The organism is Embleya sp. NPDC127516 (genome assembly GCF_044765325.1).
GTDB lineage: Bacteria > Actinomycetota > Actinomycetes > Streptomycetales > Streptomycetaceae > Embleya.
In genome coordinates this window covers 66,178-86,673 of the sequence record NZ_JBIWJT010000001.1, presented here as the reverse complement: position 1 = coordinate 86,673, position 20,496 = coordinate 66,178, and the positions used below count along the sequence as shown (strand labels likewise).

Annotated in this window: 17 protein-coding genes; 11 read left to right on the top strand and 6 right to left on the bottom strand. The window is 71.7% G+C overall.

What is annotated here, in order from left to right; all coding sequences use genetic code 11:
- Window positions 1-133 precede the first annotated feature (133 nt).
- On the top strand, window positions 134-811 hold the full coding sequence (locus tag ACIRL2_RS00375; RefSeq protein ID WP_395859651.1) for a uracil-DNA glycosylase: 678 nt from the start codon (window positions 134-136) through the stop codon (window positions 809-811).
- Window positions 812-996: 185 nt separating this feature from the next.
- Window positions 997-1,662: a hemerythrin domain-containing protein gene (locus ACIRL2_RS00370; protein WP_395859650.1), complete on the top strand. Its 666-nt coding sequence runs from the start codon at window positions 997-999 to the stop codon at window positions 1,660-1,662.
- A 53-nt stretch (window positions 1,663-1,715) separates the two neighbouring features.
- Here the strand turns inward: ACIRL2_RS00370 and ACIRL2_RS00365 are convergent, their stop codons facing one another.
- The 3 genes from ACIRL2_RS00365 to ACIRL2_RS00355 form a co-directional block, all read right to left on the bottom strand.
- The gene (locus ACIRL2_RS00365) at window positions 1,716-2,609 is read right to left on the bottom strand and encodes a TIR domain-containing protein (protein ID WP_402229070.1); all 894 of its coding nucleotides are present in this window, start codon (window positions 2,607-2,609) and stop codon (window positions 1,716-1,718) included.
- A 70-nt stretch (window positions 2,610-2,679) separates the two neighbouring features.
- On the bottom strand, window positions 2,680-3,645 hold the full coding sequence (locus ACIRL2_RS00360; RefSeq protein WP_395859648.1) for an effector-associated domain 2-containing protein: 966 nt from the start codon (window positions 3,643-3,645) through the stop codon (window positions 2,680-2,682).
- Between the two features lie 104 nt (window positions 3,646-3,749).
- Window positions 3,750-4,829 (bottom strand): TIR domain-containing protein, encoded by a 1,080-nt coding sequence (locus ACIRL2_RS00355; protein WP_395859647.1) that lies wholly within the window; start codon window positions 4,827-4,829, stop codon window positions 3,750-3,752.
- A gap of 297 nt (window positions 4,830-5,126) precedes the next feature.
- Here ACIRL2_RS00355 and fxsA point away from each other — a divergent pair, with 297 nt between their 5' ends.
- The 5 genes from fxsA (at window position 5,127) to fxsT (ending at window position 12,672) form a co-directional block, all read left to right on the top strand.
- Complete coding sequence (gene fxsA / locus ACIRL2_RS00350; RefSeq protein WP_395859646.1) at window positions 5,127-5,375, top strand: FxSxx-COOH cyclophane-containing RiPP peptide; 249 nt, start codon at window positions 5,127-5,129, stop codon at window positions 5,373-5,375.
- Between the two features lie 13 nt (window positions 5,376-5,388).
- Complete coding sequence (locus ACIRL2_RS00345) at window positions 5,389-6,546, top strand: FxsB family cyclophane-forming radical SAM/SPASM peptide maturase (protein WP_402229066.1); 1,158 nt, start codon at window positions 5,389-5,391, stop codon at window positions 6,544-6,546.
- Window positions 6,543-7,919 (top strand): HEXXH motif domain-containing protein, encoded by a 1,377-nt coding sequence (locus ACIRL2_RS00340; RefSeq protein ID WP_395859644.1) that lies wholly within the window; start codon window positions 6,543-6,545, stop codon window positions 7,917-7,919. The genes ACIRL2_RS00345 and ACIRL2_RS00340 overlap by 4 nt, the downstream gene beginning before the upstream one ends.
- 114 nt (window positions 7,920-8,033) lie before the next feature.
- Window positions 8,034-8,786, top strand: a complete 753-nt coding sequence (locus ACIRL2_RS00335) for a hypothetical protein (protein WP_395859643.1) — start codon at window positions 8,034-8,036, stop codon at window positions 8,784-8,786.
- Window positions 8,787-8,790: 4 nt separating this feature from the next.
- Window positions 8,791-12,672, top strand: coding sequence for an FxSxx-COOH system tetratricopeptide repeat protein (gene fxsT, locus ACIRL2_RS00330; RefSeq protein ID WP_395859642.1), 3,882 nt, complete (start codon window positions 8,791-8,793; stop codon window positions 12,670-12,672).
- Between the two features lie 62 nt (window positions 12,673-12,734).
- Here fxsT and ACIRL2_RS00325 read toward each other — a convergent pair whose 3' ends face one another.
- Entirely contained in the window at window positions 12,735-13,976 is a 1,242-nt protein-coding gene (locus ACIRL2_RS00325; RefSeq protein ID WP_402229063.1) for a cytochrome P450, read from the bottom strand.
- Window positions 13,977-14,397: 421 nt separating this feature from the next.
- Here ACIRL2_RS00325 and ACIRL2_RS00320 point away from each other — a divergent pair, with 421 nt between their 5' ends.
- The 4 genes from ACIRL2_RS00320 to ACIRL2_RS00305 all read left to right on the top strand — a co-directional run bounded on the left by ACIRL2_RS00320 (window position 14,398) and on the right by ACIRL2_RS00305 (window position 17,605).
- Window positions 14,398-14,592 carry a DUF2304 domain-containing protein gene (locus ACIRL2_RS00320; RefSeq protein ID WP_126639508.1) on the top strand — a complete coding sequence of 65 codons (195 nt, stop codon included), beginning with the start codon at window positions 14,398-14,400 and terminating at the stop codon, window positions 14,590-14,592.
- 148 nt (window positions 14,593-14,740) lie between these two features.
- A complete protein-coding gene (locus ACIRL2_RS00315) occupies window positions 14,741-15,631 on the top strand; it encodes a universal stress protein (protein ID WP_395859640.1) in 891 nt (296 codons plus the stop codon).
- Window positions 15,632-15,797: 166 nt separating this feature from the next.
- Window positions 15,798-16,436 (top strand): TetR/AcrR family transcriptional regulator, encoded by a 639-nt coding sequence (locus tag ACIRL2_RS00310; protein WP_402229060.1) that lies wholly within the window; start codon window positions 15,798-15,800, stop codon window positions 16,434-16,436.
- Window positions 16,433-17,605 (top strand): NADH:flavin oxidoreductase, encoded by a 1,173-nt coding sequence (locus ACIRL2_RS00305; protein ID WP_395859638.1) that lies wholly within the window; start codon window positions 16,433-16,435, stop codon window positions 17,603-17,605. Before ACIRL2_RS00310 ends, ACIRL2_RS00305 begins: the two co-directional genes overlap by 4 nt.
- 132 nt (window positions 17,606-17,737) lie before the next feature.
- Here ACIRL2_RS00305 and ACIRL2_RS00300 read toward each other — a convergent pair whose 3' ends face one another.
- Together ACIRL2_RS00300 and ACIRL2_RS00295 are read right to left on the bottom strand one after the other, a co-directional pair.
- Window positions 17,738-18,196 carry a MaoC family dehydratase gene (locus tag ACIRL2_RS00300; RefSeq protein WP_395859637.1) on the bottom strand — a complete coding sequence of 153 codons (459 nt, stop codon included), beginning with the start codon at window positions 18,194-18,196 and terminating at the stop codon, window positions 17,738-17,740.
- 86 nt (window positions 18,197-18,282) lie between these two features.
- Entirely contained in the window at window positions 18,283-20,481 is a 2,199-nt protein-coding gene (locus ACIRL2_RS00295; protein ID WP_402229058.1) for a beta-propeller domain-containing protein, read from the bottom strand.
- Window positions 20,482-20,496 lie beyond the last annotated feature (15 nt).

Below are 20,496 nucleotides of genomic sequence, written 5' to 3'. Positions count from 1 at the left end.
GTCGACACGTCACACTTCGGTCGGCTCGGCCCGCACCGATCCACTGGGTGCGGGCCGGGGTGTCCGGGCGAGCGGCTACGTTGGATCCCACTTGGATCCATGGGCGTTGCGCCCTCGTGTGGAGGTTCTTGCTGTGCAGACGTTGCCCGAGTCCTGGCAGCCCGTGCTCGCGGAGGAGTTGGCGAAGCCCTACTACGCCGAGCTGACCGCGTACGTGGACGCGGAACGCAAGGAACACCAGATCTTCCCGCCGGACGAAGAGGTCTTCGCGGCGCTGGAGGCGACGCCGTATGAGGACGTCCGGGTGTTCGTCGTCGGGCAGGACCCCTACCACGACGACAACCAGGCGCACGGCATGTGCTTCTCGGTGCGGCCCGAGGTGCGGATCCCGCCGTCGCTGCGCAACATCTACAAGGAGATGCACGCCGACATCGGCCTGCCGATCCCGGACAACGGTTACCTGATGCCGTGGGCGCGTCAGGGCGTGCTGCTGATGAACACGGTGCTCACCGTGCGCGCGCACGAGGCCGCGTCGCACAAGGGCCGCGGGTGGGAGAAGTTCACCGACGCGGTGATCAAGGCGGTGAACGACCGGGACGAACCGGTGGTGTTCGTGCTGTGGGGCGGGCACGCGAAGAAGAAGGCGGCGCTGATCGACACCGCCAAGCACACCATCGTGCAGGGCGCGCACCCGTCGCCGCTGTCCGCGAAGCTCTTCCACGGCAGCAAGCCGTTCTCCCGGATCGACGCCGCGCTCGAGACCATGGGGCACAAGCCGATCGACTGGACCATCCCGAACCTGAAGAAGTAGCGCGCGGACGGGGCGCAAGAAAAACGACAACCGACGTTCCGGTTCGGTATCGGCTCGGCCGGTATCGGACCGGAAACGGGCGTCGAAGGGGAATGGCCGGAAAACTCCTTGCATCGGTGCGGAACACCTACCAGGTGCCCTTACGGTGTGAGGCTCCCCCTTTCCATGCCCCCGAGGCGGCCCCCGTGTCGACGACCACCGTTTCACCCGCGTCCCCCACCCGAACCCCCTCCCGCGCCCCCACTCTCGACCTCACTCCCGGCTACGTCGCGCACCGCGGTCTGCGTGAGGAATTGGCCCGACTGACCGAGGTGACCCGACACCTCGATCCGGTCGACATCCTGCGCGTGCGGGCGGTCGAGGAGCATCTCGCCCTGGTGCTGCGCTTTCTGCGCGCGCATCACCGCGAGGAACACACCGTGCTGTACCCGTGGGTGCGCGCCGGCTCGCCGCGCGCCGCCCGCACCGTGACCGCGTTCCAGGTGGACCACTCGGCCCTGGAGGACGCGATGCGCCGTGCCGCCGATGTGAGCGTGCCGCTGCGCGACCGCTCGCCCGCGATCGGGCGGCTGTACGACCTCGTGGCCCGGCACAGCCTGGCCGAGGAGCACCAGTTGTTCCCGCTGATGCGCCTGCACGTGCGGGCCACGCCCGACGGACGGATGCCGACCCGCACGGTGCGGGTCTGGGGCCGCGACCTGCCCGCGCTCGTCGCCTTCCACCTGCACCACGCCACGGACGCCGAGCGGCGGCGCGTGCTGCGCTGGATCCCGCCCGGCACGGCCCTGCTGTGGCGGGCGGGCTGGCGGCGGGCCTACGAGCGGCGCCGGCGTGCCGCGTACGGAGATTGACGCCGACCCGGCGGATCCGACTCGGCAAGTGACGGGCCGCGCGCGGCCTTTACTCAGGAGGACTGCTCGGCCGCGTCGGCCGGACGGGTCAGCTCGGCCAACAACGCGCGGACGTGTTCGATTTCGGGTCCGGTCGGCTGTACGTCCTCCAGCGCCCGTACCAGAGCGTCCAGCGCGCGCGCCGGTGCCGGCTCGGCGAGCGTGGACAGGTCGTGGATCAGCCGCAGCAGCATGATCCGCGGCGCGGCGATCTGCTCGCGGGGCAACTGGTGTTCGTAGTAGCTCTCGGCCAGATCCAGCCACAGGTTCCACAGGTCGGTGCGGGCGATCCTGGGCACCGCCAGGATCGCGTCGGTCAGCGCCCGGATCTGCCCGGCCGTGATCGTGCGCCGGAGCACGGGCGCGGCCGGCAGCCGGGGCGCGGGCGGTCCGGGCGGCGCCGGGACCGTGCCGCCCATGCCGCCCGTTCCGCCCGTGCGCGGGGTCGGGAACGCCGGTGGCTCGGTCGGCCGGGACGGCCCGTGGACGGCCGCCATCAGCTCCTCGCGCGCGTCCTCCTCGGACTTGCCGTACAGCGTCTTGCGCAGCAACGGCCGCAGCACGGACGGGATGGCCTCGCGGTCCAACTCGTGCACCACGAGCGGGATCAGCCGGCGCCCGCTGCCGCGCAGCGCGTCCGACATCGCTGTCCACTCGACGGTGGTCCAGCGCTCCGGCACGAAGTACGCCGGGGAGAACAGCGCGATCATGTGTCCCGCGTTGTCCAGCGCGCGACTGACCAGGGTGGTCAGGTTCTCGCCCGTGGCCCAGTCCCACGCGTCGAGTTCGACCTCCAGGCCGTCCTGAAGGAGTTGCCCCGCGATCCACTCCGCCCAGGCGGTGTCCGAACCGGCGTGGCTGATGAAGTAGCGCACCGTGTCGACCCCGTGCTCCCCGTCGTTCACCATGGGCACCAGCATCGCGCACCCGCCGGCCGGATTCGGCCGCTCGACCGGAAGGGTGGGCGGAACCACCCGTTCAGCCGGGTAGGTTCTCGATCGCGCGACAGACCTCCTCGACGCCTTGGGTGTTGGGCAACACGTCGTGCAGCGCGCGGCACAGGCACTGCAGCGAATGGATCGGCTCCGGCCCGTTGACCAGGGTGCGGATCATGTGCAGAAGCATCGACCGCGCGTCGGTCATGTGCCGGTGCAGCAACTGGTGTTCGAGGTAGTCCTCGGACAGGTCCAGCCAGATCGACCACGTGTCCGGCGCGCGCAGGCCGCGTACCGCCAGGAACAGGTCGGCGAGGTAGACCACCTGGTTCTGCGGGATGGTCCGGGACAGCTTGGCCATGTTGCCGAAGCGCAGCAGTTCCAGCGTCACCTCCGGCGACACCTCGCCGGAGGCGAACAGTTCGGCGATCCGGGCGATCGCGGCCGGCCGATCGCCCACGAACGCGGCGATCGCCTCGGCGGTGACCATCTCCAGCTCGAATCCGCGATGCGCGTCGAAGAGCATCAGTACCGAGGAACCCCGGTCCAGCGGCGGCAGATCGACCGTGCTGCCCAGGTGGCGGGCCAGCGGATCGGTGCTGGTGATCAGCACGTGGCCGGGACCGGTGGGGATCATCTCGCCGATCAGTCCGGGCCGGTCCACCTCGTCGAAGACCAGTAACCAGCCCTCCCGCGAGCGCAGTTCGTGCCCGGGGCCGACCTGCTGGTCGACCCGCCGGCCCAGGTCGGCCAGTTGGCCGAGCGCCCGATGCACGAACGCGACGCCGCTCTCGCCGGCCCGGGCGGCACAGTCGAACCACCACACCACGTCGTACAGGTGCCGGTGCCGGTAGGCGTACTCGCGGGCCAGGTGGGTGGTGCCCATGCCCGGCAGGTCGTCCTGCGGGCGCAGCACCACCCGGTGTTCGACCTGCATCAGCGTGCGCAGGTCGGCGAGGGTGCTGTCACGCCCGTAGAACCGGCCTCTGGCGCCCGGGACATGCCACACCGGCGGGTTGTCCGTGGGCGAGCGCGGCGGGGGCGGAGGCGGAATCCTGGGCGGTCGCGCCGGTCTCGGTGGCGGTGGTGGCGGGGGTATCGGGTCCGACACGTTCAGGAGGACCCCGGATTCCGCGCGGGCAACGGCGCGAACCGGTGCACCGCGTCGACGAGCAGATCACGCTGCCCGACCGCGTCCGCCTCGGTCAGGTCGACCGGTCGCACGCCGCGGAACATCGACGGTACCTGGGTGCTGCCGATCACGATCGGCAGCAGCCTGCCGCCGGTGGCCGCGTCGCCCAGCGCCTCCTCCCACTCGTCCATGGCCAGCCGCCTGGCCTCGAAGTAGTGCTCGGAGAACAGCGCGAGCACGTGTTCGCCCAGGCCGCGCGCGCGGGCCATCGCCTTGCCGAAGCTCTCGCCCGCGCTCCAGTCCCAACGGCTGAGCGAGACCCGGTAGTCCTCGAAGGTGAGCACCTCGCTGACCCAGTCCGCCCAGGCCAGGTCGTTGCCCACATAACTGATCACCAGGTCGGTGCGGGCCGGGGGGACCGGCTCCAGGATCGGCAAGCGGCGCGGCGCCTCGGGCAGCGTGCGCGTCCCGGCCTCGTGGCTGCCGAACATCGGCTCGACCTCGTCCGCCTCGACGACGGTCAGCGGCGCCAGCCGATGGCGCAACGCCTCGGCCACCCGGTCGGCGACCGCGCGCACCGCGCGCACGTACCCCAGGTCGCGGATGCCGCCCAGCCGCAGCATGTCGAACACGCCCGGGCCGCGGCCCGGTCCGGCGATCCCGACCGGCCACTCGATCGTGCCCACGGCGTCCGGGGGCGGTTGTTCGAGCGTGGTCCAGGGCACCGCGATCAAACTCGGCGGCGCGACGCCGACGATCGACTCGTGTCGACGCAACCGGTCGGTGAACACCGCCCAGTCGCGCCCGCAGTCCAGATCCTCGAAGTAGTCGTCCGAGCACAGCGCGACCATCGCGCGCGCCTGCGCGGGCGGGTCGCCGTCCGGCACCTGGATCGGGCCGAAGGTCGGCTGCAATCGGATCGCCGCGCGCACCCGCTCCCTCCCGCGCCGCAACTCGGCCTCGACGTCGTCGTGAAAGCGGGCCGCCCACTTGGGATCGCGGTCGGCGACGTGACTCGTGAAGAAGTCGTAGTCCACCAAGCGACCCCCGGGATCGAGCACCGTACGAAGGACGGCCGAGTGGCACCCACGCGCCGGAACGGCGGGTCTGGCAAGTGCCGCCCCCATGCCGGCCGTTCGTGTGTACGACTCTGCCCACACAGAGCATCGCGCAGGCCGACCCGGCCCGGCTAGTATAGGAAGGCTTGTGTAATCGTGGCGATACGTTCCGCACTCGAATGTACGGGTTTCACCCGGACGGCACGCGCGAGCGGCACACGCCGGCCGTGCGGGGGGAAATCGAACGGTCGAGCGACGCGGGAGAACGGGGGACCTGCGGTGCAAGGAGAGCGCGGTGACGTGGAGTCGGCCCTGCCCGACCTCGACGGGCTCTGTCTCGACGACCTCGACGACCTGCCGGCCTCCGTGCTCGCGTCCGCGCTGCGGCGGCTGATCCACGAGTCCGAGGAGCCCTCGGAGGCGGTGGTCGCCGGCTTCCAGAGTGTGGTCGACCCCGTGCCCGTGGAGGCGGCCGGCGCCGCCCACGCGAGCGGGCCGGCCGACGACGACGATCCCCGGGCGGGCGGGAGCGGCGCCGCCGGGGTCTAGCACGGGAGGGCCGATGAGCGAAGCGACGCCGTTTCGACAATTCGTGGTCAAGATCGCCTCCCGCTGCGACCTCGCGTGCGATCACTGTTATGTGTACGAACTCCGGGATCGGAGTTGGCGGGACCGCCCCCGGGTGATCGCCGCCGGCACCGTGGACGCGCTCGGCGGCCGACTGCGCGCGCACGCGCTCCGGTTCGGCCTGCCGGTCCTGGACATCGTGCTGCACGGCGGCGAACCGCTGCTCGCCGGACCGGAGCGGATCGACGCCATCGCGCGCGACCTGCGCGCCGCGGTGGCGGGCGTGGCCGAACTGCGGTTCACCATGCAGACCAACGGCGTCCGGTTGGACGAGCGGTGCGCCGAGGTGTTGTCGGAGCACCGGATCCGGGTCGGCGTCTCGTTGGACGGCGACGCGCGCGCCCACGACCGACACCGCCTGCACGCCGACGGGCGCGGCAGCCACGCCGAGGCGGTGCGGGCCGTCGCCCTGCTGCGCACCGAGCGCTACCGACCCCTGTACGGCGGCCTGTTGTGCACGATCGACCTGCGCAACGACCCGGTGGCCACCTACGAGGAACTGCTCTCGCACGCGCCGCCGATGATCGACCTGCTCCTGCCGCACGCCACCTGGGAGTTCCCGCCCCCCGGTGCCGGAGCGGACGAAACCCCCTACGCGCGCTGGCTGATCGCGGTCTTCGACCGCTGGTATCGGGCCCCGGTGCGCGAGACGCGCGTACGGATCCTGGAGGACCTGGTGGATCTGATCCTGGGCCGGGCGGTACAGAGCGAGATCCTGGGTCTGGGGCCGCCGGGTTCGGTGGTGATCGAGACCGACGGCACGTTCGAGCGCGAGGACTCGCTCAAGGCCGCCTACGACGGAGCGGCGGCGACCGGTCTGGACGTCTTCCGCCACGACCCGGCGACGGTGCTCGCCGGGCCGGCGTACGCTCGCGCGGGAGCCGGCGCGGCCGGGCTGAGCGCGACGTGTCGGCGCTGCCCGGTGGTGCGCACCTGTGGCGGCGGGCTGCGGGCGCACCGGTATCGCCCGGACAACGGCTTCGACAACCCGTCCGTGTACTGCGCCGACCTGCGCGCGCTGATCGACCACGTCGGTGCGCGGGTGCGGGCCGACGTGCGGGCCCTGGTGGCCGGGTCGGGGAGGCGCGGATGATCGGCACCCATCGGCTCGGTGGGGCCGCCTTCGACCGACTCGCCGCCGGGCACGGCGACTTCGAGGCGGTGTCCGCGCTGGCCCGGGCGCAGGAGAGCCGCCGGCTGCTCCAGGTGTACGCGGTCGTGGCCACCGCCCGTGAGCGCTTGCCGCACGCGCGCACCGCGCGCCTGACCGACGCCCTCGACCTGCTCGCGCACGTGCAGCGCACCGCGCCGGACGCGGCCAGGACGGTGCTGATGCACCCCTACACCGGTGCCTGGGCGATGCGCTGCCTGCTGCGACTGGGTGGCGCCGACCCCGACGCGTCGCCCGCCGAACTGGATCGACTCCTGGGCCACCTGGGGGCGATCGCCGCCGCCGCCGCGCTGCGCGCCGACCCCGAGCACGGCCCGCCCGGCCGGGTCGAACTGCACACCGTCGGCGGCTGGGCCCACCTGCCCACGTTGGGCCGGGTGCGGGTGGCCGGCGACCCGGGGCGGATCGCGCTGGCCGGACGGCACTGGTCGACGGGCGGGCGCCCGGTGGCCCGCCGACAGGTCAACCGCAGGTGTTCCGCAACCGCCGCCGGCCTGACCGCGTCCTTGGCCATCGAGGACGTCGATCCCTATCGGGACGTGCACCGCTGGCAACCGACCGCCCGGTTGAGCGCACGCCAAGTATCTTCGCTGCAAAGGAATTTCGCGTCCGCGTGGGGTGAGCTGGCACACTCTCACCGAGCCTACGCGGGTGCCATGACGGCGGCGCTGTCCACGCTGGTTCCGGTCGTCGGCGGGCCGGGAGTCAGCTTCAGTTCCTCGTCCCGGTACGCGTTCGGCGGCTTGGCGCTCACGCCCGAGGTGGGTCCGACCACGCTGGCCGTCACCCTGGTTCACGAGTTCCAGCACAACAAGCTCGGCGCGATACAGGACATCACGAATCTCTCGGTGCGCTCGGCGGTCCGGTACCGGGCGCCCTGGCGGTTGGATCCCCGACCGGTGGGGGCGTTGTTGCAGGGTGCTTACGCGCATCTGGGGATCGCGGATTTCTGGCGGGTTCGCCGGCAGATCGCGGACAAGGAGGAGCAGGATCGGGCACAGGCCGAGTTCGCGGTGCACCGCGCGCACGTCGCCGAGGCGATCGACACGCTGCGCGGGTCGGGCGAACTGACCCCGGATGGCGAACGGGTGGTGCGGGCCATGGCGGACACCGTCGCATCGTGGTGGCACGAGGACGTACCCGCCGAGGCGGCACGACACGCGGCCGAACGGGTGCGATCGGGCCGTCGGGCGTGGGTCGAACGCAATGGCGATCGAGGCGGTGCGACCCCGGTGAGCGGGCAGTCGGCACGAGTGGAGCGACACGAAACGAGAGATGAACATGAGATTACCTGATGTAACGAGGAGTAACTTCGAGTGATGGACTCGGGTAGCCTGGGAACAACGAGTGACGGTCGGGGAGGGCAATCCACCGCGCGTCGCGACCAAGCGCCGACACCAGGGGTCGAGATGACACCAGTCTTCTTCACGAGTCGGTCGTGCGGGGACGAGCGTGCCTACGTCGAGCGCTTCCACGCCGACCTCGAACAGGCCGTCTCCGCTCACGCGTCCGGTCGAAACGGCGCGCGCGGACTGCTGTCACCCTGCGGCGATCGTGATCCGGGCGCCCCACCAGACGCGTCGGCCGCGTGTTCGGTTCCCGCGGCCGTGGTACTGGCATCGCCCGACTACCTCGCCGATCCCGACGCCATGCGCGAATGGGCGGTGATGGCCGAGCGGGTGCGCGGCCACCGGGTCCGCACCGGCGAACACCTGGACGCGATGGTCACCGTGCGCTGGCGGGCCACCGAGCCCCACCCCGGCGAGCACCCGACCCCCGATCTGGGCGCCGACGACGACTTCGGTCCGATCTACGCCCGCCAGGGCCTGTTCGACCTGATGCGGCTGGAGGGCCACTCGGCCGACTACCTGCGCCTGATCGCCGAGTTGGCCCGCGTGGTGGTCGAGGTCAACCGCGTCCCGCTGCGCCCGCTGCCACCGGCCGAGGCGCGCGAACTCTTCCCGACCGTGCGCACCCGGCCGAGCCCCGCCGCGCGGGTCTCGGCCGCCGGCTCCGCGCCGTTCGCGACCGCCGCCCGGACCCTGCCGCCGCACGCGCGCACCGGCTCGGACCTGCCCGCCCGACCCCGTTGGATCACGGCCCGACACAACCCTCGCCGCCCGTTGCTGTGGGGACCCGGTGGCGATGTTGAGGAGCACTGAAACGATGAGCGACAACCCGCCGGGAACCGTCGTCACGTTCTACTCGTACAAGGGCGGCACCGGGCGCACGATGGCCCTCGCCAACGTCGCCTGGATCCTGGCCTCCCGAGGCAAGCGCGTGCTCGTCGTGGACTGGGATCTCGAATCACCGGGCCTGCACCGCTACTTCCACCCCTACCTGATCGACAAGCGGCTCGAGGACACGCGCGGCGTGCTCGACATGATCCGCGCGTTCGCCAAGGTGGTCGGCTCCGACGCGAGCACGGACGCGATGATCGAGGCGGCCCGGATCGCGGAGAGCCGGGTGGACGGCTGCGCGGTCAAGGTCGACCGGGACTTCCCCGACGACGGCCTGATCCGTTTCCTCGGTCCGGGCCGACAGAACCACGAGTACGCCGCCACGCTGGCCGGCTTCAACTGGGCCGACTTCTGCGAGAGCCCGCACGGCATCGGCTTCCTGGACGCGCTGCGCGAGGACATGCGCGAGTCCTACGACTACGCGCTGATCGACAGCCGTACCGGCCTCAACGACATCGCCGGGATCTGCACCACGCTGCTGCCCGACGTCGTGGTGGACGGCTTCACCCTGAACGAACAGGCCATCGACGGCGGCGTCAACGTGGCCCGCTCGATCGCCCGACAGGCCGATCGCCCGCTGCGCATCCTGCCCGTGCCGATGCGCGTCGAGGACGACGAGAAGGACAAGCTCGAAGCCGGCCGCGACCACGCCCGCGAGCGCTTCGCGGAATTCGTCGCGGATCGATCCGAGGCCGAACGGGCCAAGTACTGGGGCGAGGTGGAGATCCCGTACAAGGCGTTCTACGCCTACGAGGAGACCCTGGCCACGCTGGGCGACCGACCGCTGCAGGAAGGCAGCCTGCTGAGCGCGTACGAGCGGCTGACCGGCGTGCTCACCGACGGCGCGATCAGCCGGCTCAACCCGATCGAAGAGGTCGACCGCCGCCGCGAACTGCGGCGCTTCGAGCGCATCCGCTACACCGCCCCGGTGACCGTGCGGATCCTCTACAGCGCCCGGGACCGGATGTGGGTCGACTGGGTGCGGGCCCAACTGACCGCCTCGGGCGCCCAGGTGGTCGGCACCGGTGGTTGCGACACGCCGCTGGAGAAGCTGCGCGACGTGGACAGCATCGTGGTGGTCTCCTCGGCGGACTCGCTGAGCAGCCCGACCTGGAGCGCGATGCGCACGGCGCTGCGCCGGCTCGCGGCGGTCGACCGGATGAGCGTGGTCACGCTGCGGGTGGACGACGTGCTCGACAGCGACCCGGGGGTGGGCGAGACGGTCATGTTGTCCTCGCTGTCCGAGGAGAGCTGCCGGGACGCGCTGCTGACCGCGTTCGGTCGACCCTCCTCGGAGGCACCGCCCGCGGACGGCCCCAGGTTCCCCGGCACCAAGCCGAAGGTGTCCTACCTGCTGCCCCGGCACTCGGCGTTCACCGGCCGCGACGACATTCTCGAACGCCTGCGCGACCAGCTCGCCAAGGGCGCCACGGCCGTACTGCCCCAGGCGCTGCACGGCCTGGGCGGTGTCGGCAAGACCCAGGTCGCGCTCGAGTACGCGCACCGTTTCGCCGCGGACTACGACGTCATCTGGTGGGTCTCCGCCGAGCAGGCCCAGGGCGTCGCCGCCCAACTCGCCCGGCTCGGCGGCCGACTGGACCTGCCCACCGGCGAGAACGTCGCGGACGCGACGGCCACGGTGTTGCAGACCCTGCAACAGGGCGAGCCGTACGACCGCTGGCTGTTGATCTACGACAACGCCGACGAGCCCGCTTCGCTGGCCGACCTGATGCCCCAGGGCAGCGTCAACGGACACGTCCTGGTCACCTCGCGCAACGACCTGTGGGCGCGCAGCGCCCGCCCGTTGGAGGTCCCGGTCTTCCGCCGGGACGAGAGCGTCGCGCTGCTCCAGCGCCGGGTGCCCACGCTCACCGAGGCGGACGCGCAGAAGGTGGCCACCGCGCTGGGCGACCTGCCGCTGGCGGTCGAACAGGCCGGTGCCTGGCTCGCCGAGTCGGCGATGCAGGTCGAGGAATACCTGGAGCGGGTCAACACGCGCGTCACCGCGATCCTGGAGGAGGGCCAGCCGCCGGACTACCCGACCACTGCCGCCGCGACCTGGACCGTCTCGCTCGACGAACTCAAGGAGCGCCAGCCGGCCGCGGTGCGCCTGCTGGAGCTGTGCGCGTACCTGTCGCCGGACTCGATCTCGATGCGCCTGCTGCGCTCGCGCGAGGTGCTGCGCGAGCTGGCCCAGGTGGACAGCTCGCTCGGCGACACCCTGCTGTTGCCCAGGATCTTCCAGCAGCTCGGCCGGTACGCGCTGGCCAGGGTGGACCGGGGCGCGGACACCATCCAGGTGCACCGGCTGGTCCAGGCCGTACTGCGCGACCAGATGCCGCCGGACGTGAACCAGGCGCGCCGGGAGCGGGCCCTGGAGATCCTGGCCGCGAGCGCCCCCGGCGACGTGGACGACCCGGGCAACCAGGAGATCTACGACGAGCTCTACAAGCACCTGGTGCCCTCGCGTGCGCTGGAGAGCAACTCGGAGGCCGTACGCCGCTGGATCGTCGAACAGGTGCGTTTCGCCTGGCGGTCCAACGACTGGGAGTTCGCCCAGTACATCGCCGAGATCGCGTTGGACCGCTGGCGGGCGGCGTTCAGCCGGCACGACGCGCTGACGCTGCGGATGTGTACGCAGTTGGCGAACGTCTACCGGTCCCAGGGGCGTTACCGCAAGGCGTACGACCTGGACCGGTCCACCCTGGAGCTGCAGCGCGAGACGCTCGGCCCGGATCACCCGCACACCCTGATCACCGGGCGCGGCTACGGCGGCGACCTGCGCTCGCTCGGTCGTTTCCAGACCGCGCTGGAATCCGACCGGGACAACTACCGGCGATTCAGCGAGGTCTTCGGCGAGGACACCAACGACGCCCTGCTCGCGGCCAACAACCTCGGTGTCTCGCTGCGCCTGATGGGCCGGCTGGAGGAGGCACGCGAGGTGCACCAGGCGGCGTACGACCTGCGTCGGCGCAACCAGGGCGAGGACCACCCCAGGACCTGCTACCTGGCCAACCAGGTCGGCCAGGACCTGCGTGAACTGGGCGACTATCCGGGCTCGCGGGCGGTGTTGCAGGCGACGCTGGCCCGCGAGGAGGCGATCGGCCGCACCCGGGACGCGCTGCGCACCTCGAAGAACCTCGCGGTGACCATTCGCCAGACCGGGGACGCGCGCTACGCCCGGTCCCTGGACAGCGACACGCTGGAGAAGTACCGCTCCTACCTCAGCCCCACCCATCCCGACATGCTGGCCTGCGCGGTCAACCTCGCGGCCGACCACCACGCGATGGGCAACGACGACCAGGCGCTCGAACTCGCCCAGGACGCCTACCAGGGCTACCGCGAGCAGTTCGGCGCGCAGCACCCGTTCACCTACGGCTGCGGCAGCAACCTCTCGACCTACCTGCGGGCGATCGGTCGGCACGAGGAGGCGATGACGCTGGGCCGCAGGTGCCACGAGGGCCTGCGCGAATCGCTGGGCGAGGAGCACCCGTTCACGCTCGCTGCGGCGCTCAACCACTCGAACAACCTGTACCAGGCGGGCGAGACGAACGAGTGTGCCGAGCTGGACCGGGTGACCTACGAGCGGTACGAGGTGCTGCTTGGCGCGGACCACCCGCACACCCTGGTCGCGGCCTGCAACCGGGTGCAGAGTCTGGGCGAGATCGGTCTGGCGGACGAGTCCCGCGAGTGGTTCGTCCGGGTCGAGCGCGCGTGTCGGCGCAAGCTCGGCGACGGGCACCCGATCACCCAGGGGCTGCGGGAGCGCCGCCGACTGGAGACCGACATCGAGGTGCCCACGACCTGATCGGGCCGTGTTCGCGGTGCGCGCGGCCGGCCCGACCACTGGTCGGGCCGGCCGCGGCGTGCTCAGGCCGGGTGGATCCGGACCGGCATGTCCTTGATGCCGTTGAGGAAGTTGGAGCGCATCCGCCGCGCCGGGCCGAGTGATTCCACCCGCTCGACCCGCTCCGCGAGGGTGCGGAAGATGATCTCCAGTTCGAGCCGGGCCAGGTGCCGGCCGAGGCAGAAGTGCGGGCCGCCGCCCCCGAAGCCGAGCATCGGGTTCGGATCGCGCCCGATGTCCAGGCGATAGGGGTCGGCGAAGACGTCCTCGTCGTGGTTGGCGGAGGCGTAGAAGACCACCACCTTGTCGCCCGCCGCGATCGGCTGCCCGCTCAGTTCGGTGTCCTGTACCGCCGTGCGCTTGAACGCGTTGACCGGGCTGACCCAGCGGACGATCTCGTCGGCGGCGGTGCCGGCCAGGCCGGCCGGGTCGGCGCGCAGCCGCTCCCACTGCTCGGGGTGCTCGATCAGCGCCAGCATGCCGCCGGAAATCGCGTTGCGGGTGGTCTCGTTGCCGGCCACGGCGAGCAGCATGAAGAACAGATCGAACTCGAGCGCGGTCAGCTCCTGACCGTCGCGGTCGGGGCACACCAGCTTGGACACGATGTCGTCCACGGGACACGCGCGCCGGGCCGCGCCCAGCGCGTCCGCGTAGCCGAACATCTCCATCTGCACCTGCTCGGCCTCGCCCGCGTCCCGGCGCAGGTCCGGGTCCGCCTCGCCGACCAGCTTGTTCGACCATTCGAACAGTCGATGCCGGTCGACCTGGGGCACACCCATCAGGTCGGCGATCACCACGAGCGGCAGTTCGGCCGCGCACATCGCCACGAAGTCGCCCTCGCCGGTGTCGACGGCGTTCGCCACGATGCGTTCGCAGGCGTCGCGGACCTTGTCCTCCAGGGTCAGCGTGCTGCGCGGGGTGAAGCCCTTGTTGACGATGTTGCGCAGCCGGGAGTGCTCCGGCGGATCCATGTTGAGCATCATCAGTCGCTGGGTGTCGAGCATGTCCCCCTCGGGTTCGCCGAGCAGCGACAGCCGCTCGCGCGACGAGAAGATCTCCGGGTTCCGCGACACCCGGACCACCTCGGCGTGCCGGGTGACGGCCCAGAAGCCGTCCGGCCGTTCGGGATCGGCGTGGCGGTACACGGGTGCGGTGCGGCGCATTCGGGCGAACGTGGCGTGCGGGATGCCCGCCGCGTAGCTGTCGGGGCTGTAGACGTCGAACGCGGTGGCGTTCGGGACGGCGCTGTCGATCTTTTCGGGCACGGGCTGACCTTCCGGCAGTGGTGCTGACGGGCGGCGCGGGCGCGGTCAGAATTCCACGGCTCGGGTGGGTCGGGAAGAGCGATCGGGGCGTTGCCGCGGGAATGTCGCGGCGGGCGCGCTCGCGGGACCGATGGGCCGGGACACCCGGGACGCCTCGGTCACGCCGTCGACCGGGCCTCGACCCGCGGGCGCGGTACCGGACGCGCCGTCGACACGCCGGGCGCGCGGTTACGGAGCGCGACTCACCGTGCGAAAGCGTGACATTTTGCTACTTTATAGACACTTTCTGTTAGTTTTTGTGCCGGTGACAAAGCACACAAATGCCGCAGTCCCACCGGCACTCGTCTCGCGCTGTCCCGAAAACGGTGCGGCCGTTCCGTCCCCTGCGCTCCCGAGCGCGCCCTCCCGAGGAGTCACCCCCATGGCCTTGTCCATCTCCACCGTCGTCCTGCTCGGCGTCATCGTGTTCATCTTCATCCGCAAGGGCGGCATGCGAATCCCGCACGCGATCGTGTGCGCGTTGCTCGGGTTCTATCTCGCCAGTACCTCGATCGCGCCGAGCATCCACAGCAGCGGGAAGAGCGTCGCGAACCTGCTGAGCAACCTGAACTTCTGATCGCGGCGGTCACCCGAAACCGGCTCGGCGGCAGGTCCGCCGGGCCGGTCTTCGCCGTATGAGGCCGGACGAACCGGCGTCGGACCGGACCAGGGTTCGTCCGCCGGACGAGGGCGCGGCGCCGAACGAGGACGTAGTGGAGGCAGGCATGGCGAACCCGGACGCGGTCGAGACGCCGCTGGTGGTCGTGGGCACGGACGGCTCGGAACACGGCGACCGGGCGGTGGCCCGGGCCGCCGAGGCGGCCGCCCGGTGCGGTGCGCGGCTGCGCGTGGTGCACGCGATCCGGGTGCCGATGGCCACCCCCGGCTTCGAGCCGGTGGAACCGAACGAGGCCACCCGCCGGGCGGCCGAGGAACTGGTCAAGGACGCGGCGGCGGCGGCGCTGCGGCGCCATCCGGACCTGGCCGTGGAGGCCGGGGTCGGCTACGGCCTGCCCGGGGACGCGCTGCTCGCGGCGGCCGAGGGCGCGGTTCTGCTGGTCGCGGGATCGCGGGGCCGAGGCGGGTTCGCCGGCCTGCTGCTCGGCTCGGTCTCCCGCTTCCTGACCGCGCGGACGCCGTGCCCGCTGCTGATCGTGCGCGGCGAGCACGGGGCGCCGGCCGGGACCGGTCCGGGCGGGACCGATGTGCTGCTCGGCGTGCAGGGCGACGGTGACGAGCGGGCGGTACGGGCCGCGTTCGAGGCGGCTCGGGCGTGGGGCCTGCCGGTGCACGCGGTGCACGCGTGGAGTTGGCCCGGCTACGCCGGCCTCGCCGGTCCCAGCGACGCGGACATGCGCGCGGTCTCCGAGGTGCACGCGACCGCGCTGGCGGGTGCGCTGGGGCAGTCGCGGGCGCGCTTTCCCGATGTCGAGGTGCGTGCGGATTCGGTCATGGCCGACGCGGCCGGGACGCTGGTGGAGGCCTCGGTGGGCAGTGCGCTGGCGGTGGTCGGGGTCCGGCACCGCCGAGGCCCACTGCGGCACTGGGTCGGCCATGTCGCGGCCACCGCGATCGAACACGCGCACTGCCCGGTTCTGGTGGTGCCGCTGGAGTGAGCGGGCGGGCCGGCGACGTGCGCGATCCGCCGCCCATTCGCCCATCGACCAGCGCGCCCGACCGGCCGGTCGGCCCGCACGCGCGCCGCTTCCCGGTGGCCGCGTTTTCGATCGCCGATTCAATCAGTGATTGAAAATGCCGGCGCTTCGTGGTTTCGTGCCTGCCGTGACAGCGCGATCGCGGGCCCGGCTGCTCGACGAGGCCGAACGGCTCTTTCTCACCCAGGGCTACGACAAGGTCTCCGTCCGGGCGGTGAACGCCGCCGCCGGGATGAATCCGGCCGCCGTGCACTACCACTTCGGCTCCAAACGGGACCTGGTGGTGGCGCTGCTGCAGGAGCGCCTCGGGCCGTTGTGGGCCGAGCCGCTGGCCGAGTTGGACCGCGCCCGCGCGGCCGGGTGGACGCCCACGGTCGGCGAGGTGGTCACCATCATCGTCGAGCCGTTCGACCGGCTGGCCCGCGAGCCGAACGGGCCGATGTTGCTCCAACTGCTCGCCCGCACCGTGCTTTCCGGGACCGAACTGCCCTGGGACGACCCGTGGTTCCGGCACGGACCCTGGCGCGAACTGCTGGCCGCGGCGCGCCCGGACCTGAGCGCCCGGGAGATCACGGACCGCTGGCGGCTCGCCTTCGACCTGTTGCTCCAGCTCTACGGCCAACCCGTGGCGGACGTGTTCGTCGCGCCGCCCGCCGCCGCGGCCGTGGCCGGCTTCGTCACCGCCGGCCTCGACGCCCCGCGCGCCGCCGACCCGTCCACGCCCGGTCCGTCCCGGACCGCACGCACAGAACGAGGTGCCCCGTGATACCCGACGTCCTCGCCCCCGCCAAACTCGGCCCGCTCACGCTGCGCAACCGGATCATCAAGGCCGCGACCTTCGAGGGAGCGACTCCGGACGCGCTGGTCACCGACGACCTGATCGAGTACCACCGCCGCCCGGCCGCGGGCGGCATCGGGATGACCACCGTGGCCTACTGCGCGGTCGCCCCCGAGGGCCGCACCGACCGGCACCAGATCTGGATGCGCCCCGAGGCGGTGCCCGGACTGCGCCGGCTCACCGACGCGGTGCACGCCGAGGGCGCGGCGGTCTCGGCCCAGCTCGGCCACGCCGGCCCGGTGGCCAACGCCAAGTCCAACGGCCGACCCGCGCTGTCCGCGGGGCGGATGTTCAACCCGCTCGGCATGCGCGTCACGCGCGCCGCGACCGAGGCCGACATCGACCGGATCACCCGCGCGCACGCCGACGCCGCGCTGATCGCGATCGAGTCCGGCTTCGACGCGGTGGAGATCCACCTCGGCCACAACTATTTCGCCAGCGCCTTCCTCAGCCCCAAGCTCAACCACCGCAAGGACGCCTACGGCGGATCGCTCGCCAACCGGGCCAAGGTCGCGCGCGGTGTGTGCCGGGCGGTGCGGGACGCGGTCGGCGACCGGATCGCGGTGACCGCCAAGCTCAACATGGAGGACGGCGTCCCGGGCGGCATCCAATTGGAGGAGAGCATCCGCACCGCCCGCCTGCTGGAGGAGGACGGCTCGCTGGACGCGCTGGAGCTGACCGCCGGCAGCTCGCTGCTCAACCCGATGTACCTCTTCCGCGGCGACGCCCCGGTGCCCGAGTTCGCCGCGACCTTCCCGCAGCCGCAGCGGCTCGGGGTCAAACTGATCGGCAACAAGATCCTGCGCTCGTACCCGTACGAGGAGGCCTATCTGCTCGCCTCCGCACGGCAGTTCCGAGCCGAGCTGAAGCTGCCGCTGATCCTGCTCGGCGGGATCACCAACCGGGACACGATGGACCTCGCGATGACCGAGGGCTTCGAGTTCGTCGCGATGGGCCGCGCGGTGCTGCGTGAGCCGGACCTGATCAACCGGATCGCGGCCGAACGCGAGACCAGGTCGTTGTGCATCCATTGCAACAAGTGCATGCCGACCATCTACAGCCGCACCCGCTGCGTGGTGATCGAACCGCGGGCGTAGCCGTGCCGACGCCGGACGGACCGGGATGCGGACCCGTCCGGCGTTCGCGGACACCCGCGCGGACACACGTTCGCCGACACCGGGTGCGGCTTGGCTCGGGCTGTGCCGAGTCGCGCCGCACCCGCCCCGCGCTCAGGCCAGGTAGCGGCTGATCGAGTCGATCACGCACGCCGGCTTCGCCGAGTCGGCGATCTCGATGGTGATCCGGATGGTCGCCTGGATGCCGCCGGTGATGTCGGCCACCGCCACGATCTCCGCGCCGCCGCGTACCCGCGAACCCACCGGGACCGGTGCCGGGAAGCGCACCTTGTCCACGCCGTAGTTCACGCCCATCGAGATGTTGCGCACCTCGAGGATCTGCGGCAGGAAGAGGTTGGACAGCGCCAGGGTCAGGTAGCCGTGCGCGATCGGCGCGCCGAACGGGCCCTCCTTCGCCTTCTCCACGTCCACGTGGATCCACTGGTGGTCGCCGGTCGCGTCGGCGAACAGGTTGATCCGCTCCTGGGTGATCTCCAGCCACTCGCTGTGGCCGAGGTGCTTGCCCACCGAGTCCTTGATCTGCTGGAGGTCGGTGAAGACGGTGGCCGCCATATGCGCTCCCGGTCGTTTCTGATGGTCTGTCAGATCAGCTCTCCCGGGTATACCAGACCGGCCCGCCCGGACGCCGCGCGGGACGCTCAGGCGGTCGGGATCCAGGCCACCTGCCGCACGTCGGCGAGCCGGTCGACGGAGATCCCCGCGTTCGAGACGGTCCACAGTTCGGTGCCGACCACCAGCGAGCGACGGATGGTCGAGCCCGGGTGCGTGACCCGACCCACCTCGACGATCCGACTGCCCTCGATCCGCAACACCAGCGCGAACGAGCCGCCGGCCATCGGGGACTTCTCACCCGGCGCGATCTGCGGCCGGGTGGAGGAGCTGTACGAACCGTTCACCGGCACCACGACGGTGCCGTCCTTGGGCCAGTACAGGAACGCGTGCGCGTCCTGCTCGGCCTGCGAGTTCGCCCCCGGTACCGCGACCTGCGCGACCCGGGTCGGATTCGCCAACGTGCTCACGTCGAACAGGGACACCTGGGTGCCCAGCCGCCGGCCGGTGTCGGTGGCGTCCTGGCCGACCCCGATCAGCCGCCCGTCGGCGATCGGATGCAGGTAGGCCGAGTAGCCGTTGATCTTGAGCTCGCCGACCGCCTTGGGGTTGCGCGGGTCGCTCAGGTCGAGGGTGTACAGCGGGTCGGTCTGCCGGAAGGTGACCACGTACGCGATCGGGCCCGCGAAGCGCACGCCCATGATCCGCTCGGTCCGGCCCAGGCCGCCCACCCGGCCGATCGGGGTCAGCCGGTCGCCGCTGCGAGCCAGCACGGTGACCACCGATTCGCTCGCGGAGCGCGGCGCGATCGGCGGCTGCACGTCCAAGGGAGGGTTCGGCCCGGCGTCGGTGGGGTCGCTCGGGGCGATGGCGCCCGGTGTACTGCCCGGGACACCGCGATCCGGAATCGCGCCGCTCGTGCCGGCGTTGCCCCGCGGCAGCGGCAGATCGCTCGGCGCGCTCCGGGGGATAGTCGGGTCGCCGGCCGACAGCGTGGTGGCCACCCGCAGATTGCCCGCGTGTTCGGACATCGCGTACTCGTTGACCATCGAGCCGGAGACCACCCCCGTGCCGACCAGCTTCGGGGTGCCCTTGCCGGAGATGTCGAGCTGGTTGATCGTGGTCGTCGTGGTCGGCGGCCCGCCGCCGACCACCTTCGACTCGCTCGACACGCTTCGTTGGGTGGACGTGGTCGCCAGGTAGAGGTTGGCCTGCGACGCGTACACGTGGTCCACGTCCGCGGCCACCGTCACCGGATCGCCCTTGTCCAGATCGCGGGTCAGGTCGAAGGACAACACGCTCAGCGTCGCGGTGCCGGTGTGCCCGGGATCGCCGGGCTTGGCCTGCGGACGGCTGACCCGGTCGCAGCCGACGAGGTTGCCGGAATCGGTCCGGCCGCCCGCGGCGAGGGTGAACTGCGGCAGCCAGTCCGAGGCGGTCGAGCGCTGGATCAGATCCTTGGCCTTGGCCGGCGACCTGTCCGCGGGCAGCTTCAGCCGCGGTTGCGAACGCACCACGATCCGCGCGGTACTGCCGATCTGCCGCCCGTCGACGTAGCCGCCGTCCACCGAAAGGTCGCCGATCAGCCGCGGCGCCGCGGTCAGGTCCACCAGCACGAAGCGGGCCCGGTTGCCCGGGACGATGGCGGAGGAGCCGCCCGGATCGCCCGGGATCGGCGCCATCTTGCCCGAACCGCCCTTGGACTTGGGCAGGTTCGTGGTGCCGCCCAGGATGAGCAGGGCCCGGTCGCCGGACAGCAGCAGGTCGGTCGCCCGCGCGCCGGGCACGTCCAGTGTCCCGGTGACCCGGTGGGTCGCCACATCGACGACGTTCAGCCGCCCGCCGGCCACGGTCAACACCCGGCGGCCGTCGGTCTTGACCAGGTCGGGCTCGTCGACGCCCTGCTCCTGGGTGTTGGTGGTCGAGTGCTCGGGCGCGGTCGGCGCCGCCTGGTCGGCGGTGAGGCCCTCCGGCGCCGCTGCCCTGGGCGCGGCGGCCGGTGCCTCCTCGGCGTTCGCCACCGCCCCGGGCGGGATCCGGCCGGACTTCGAGTCGTTGTCGCGCTCCTGGGTCATCCGGCGCAGCGCCGCCGCGCGGAAGTCGTCGACCAAGGCGCCGCACGAGTCGAACGCGGTGAGCCGCATCGGCTCGCCCGACAACACGGGCGTGCGCGCGGGATCCGGCTTCGAACCGCCGGACGACGTGCAACCGCTGACGACGAGTCCCGCCGTCAGCACGAATATCGGCAGGGCCCCGGCCCCGCGCGTGGAACGGTCGTGGATTCCCATGGCGATGTGACGGAG

Bases quoted from the DNA above. Each gene is read 5' to 3' on its own strand.
- ACIRL2_RS00365 (WP_402229070.1), bottom strand. From the start codon at position 2,609: ATGGTGAACGACGGGGAGCACGGGGTCGACACGGTGCGCTACTTCATC.
- ACIRL2_RS00345 (WP_402229066.1), top strand. From the start codon at position 5,389: ATGAGCGAAGCGACGCCGTTTCGACAATTCGTGGTCAAGATCGCCTCC.
- ACIRL2_RS00340 (WP_395859644.1), top strand. From the start codon at position 6,543: ATGATCGGCACCCATCGGCTCGGTGGGGCCGCCTTCGACCGACTCGCC.
- ACIRL2_RS00335 (WP_395859643.1), top strand. From the start codon at position 8,034: ATGACACCAGTCTTCTTCACGAGTCGGTCGTGCGGGGACGAGCGTGCC.
- fxsT (WP_395859642.1), top strand. From the start codon at position 8,791: ATGAGCGACAACCCGCCGGGAACCGTCGTCACGTTCTACTCGTACAAG.
- ACIRL2_RS00320 (WP_126639508.1), top strand. From the start codon at position 14,398: ATGGCCTTGTCCATCTCCACCGTCGTCCTGCTCGGCGTCATCGTGTTC.
- ACIRL2_RS00315 (WP_395859640.1), top strand. From the start codon at position 14,741: ATGGCGAACCCGGACGCGGTCGAGACGCCGCTGGTGGTCGTGGGCACG.
- ACIRL2_RS00300 (WP_395859637.1), bottom strand. From the start codon at position 18,196: ATGGCGGCCACCGTCTTCACCGACCTCCAGCAGATCAAGGACTCGGTG.
- ACIRL2_RS00295 (WP_402229058.1), bottom strand. From the start codon at position 20,481: ATGGGAATCCACGACCGTTCCACGCGCGGGGCCGGGGCCCTGCCGATA.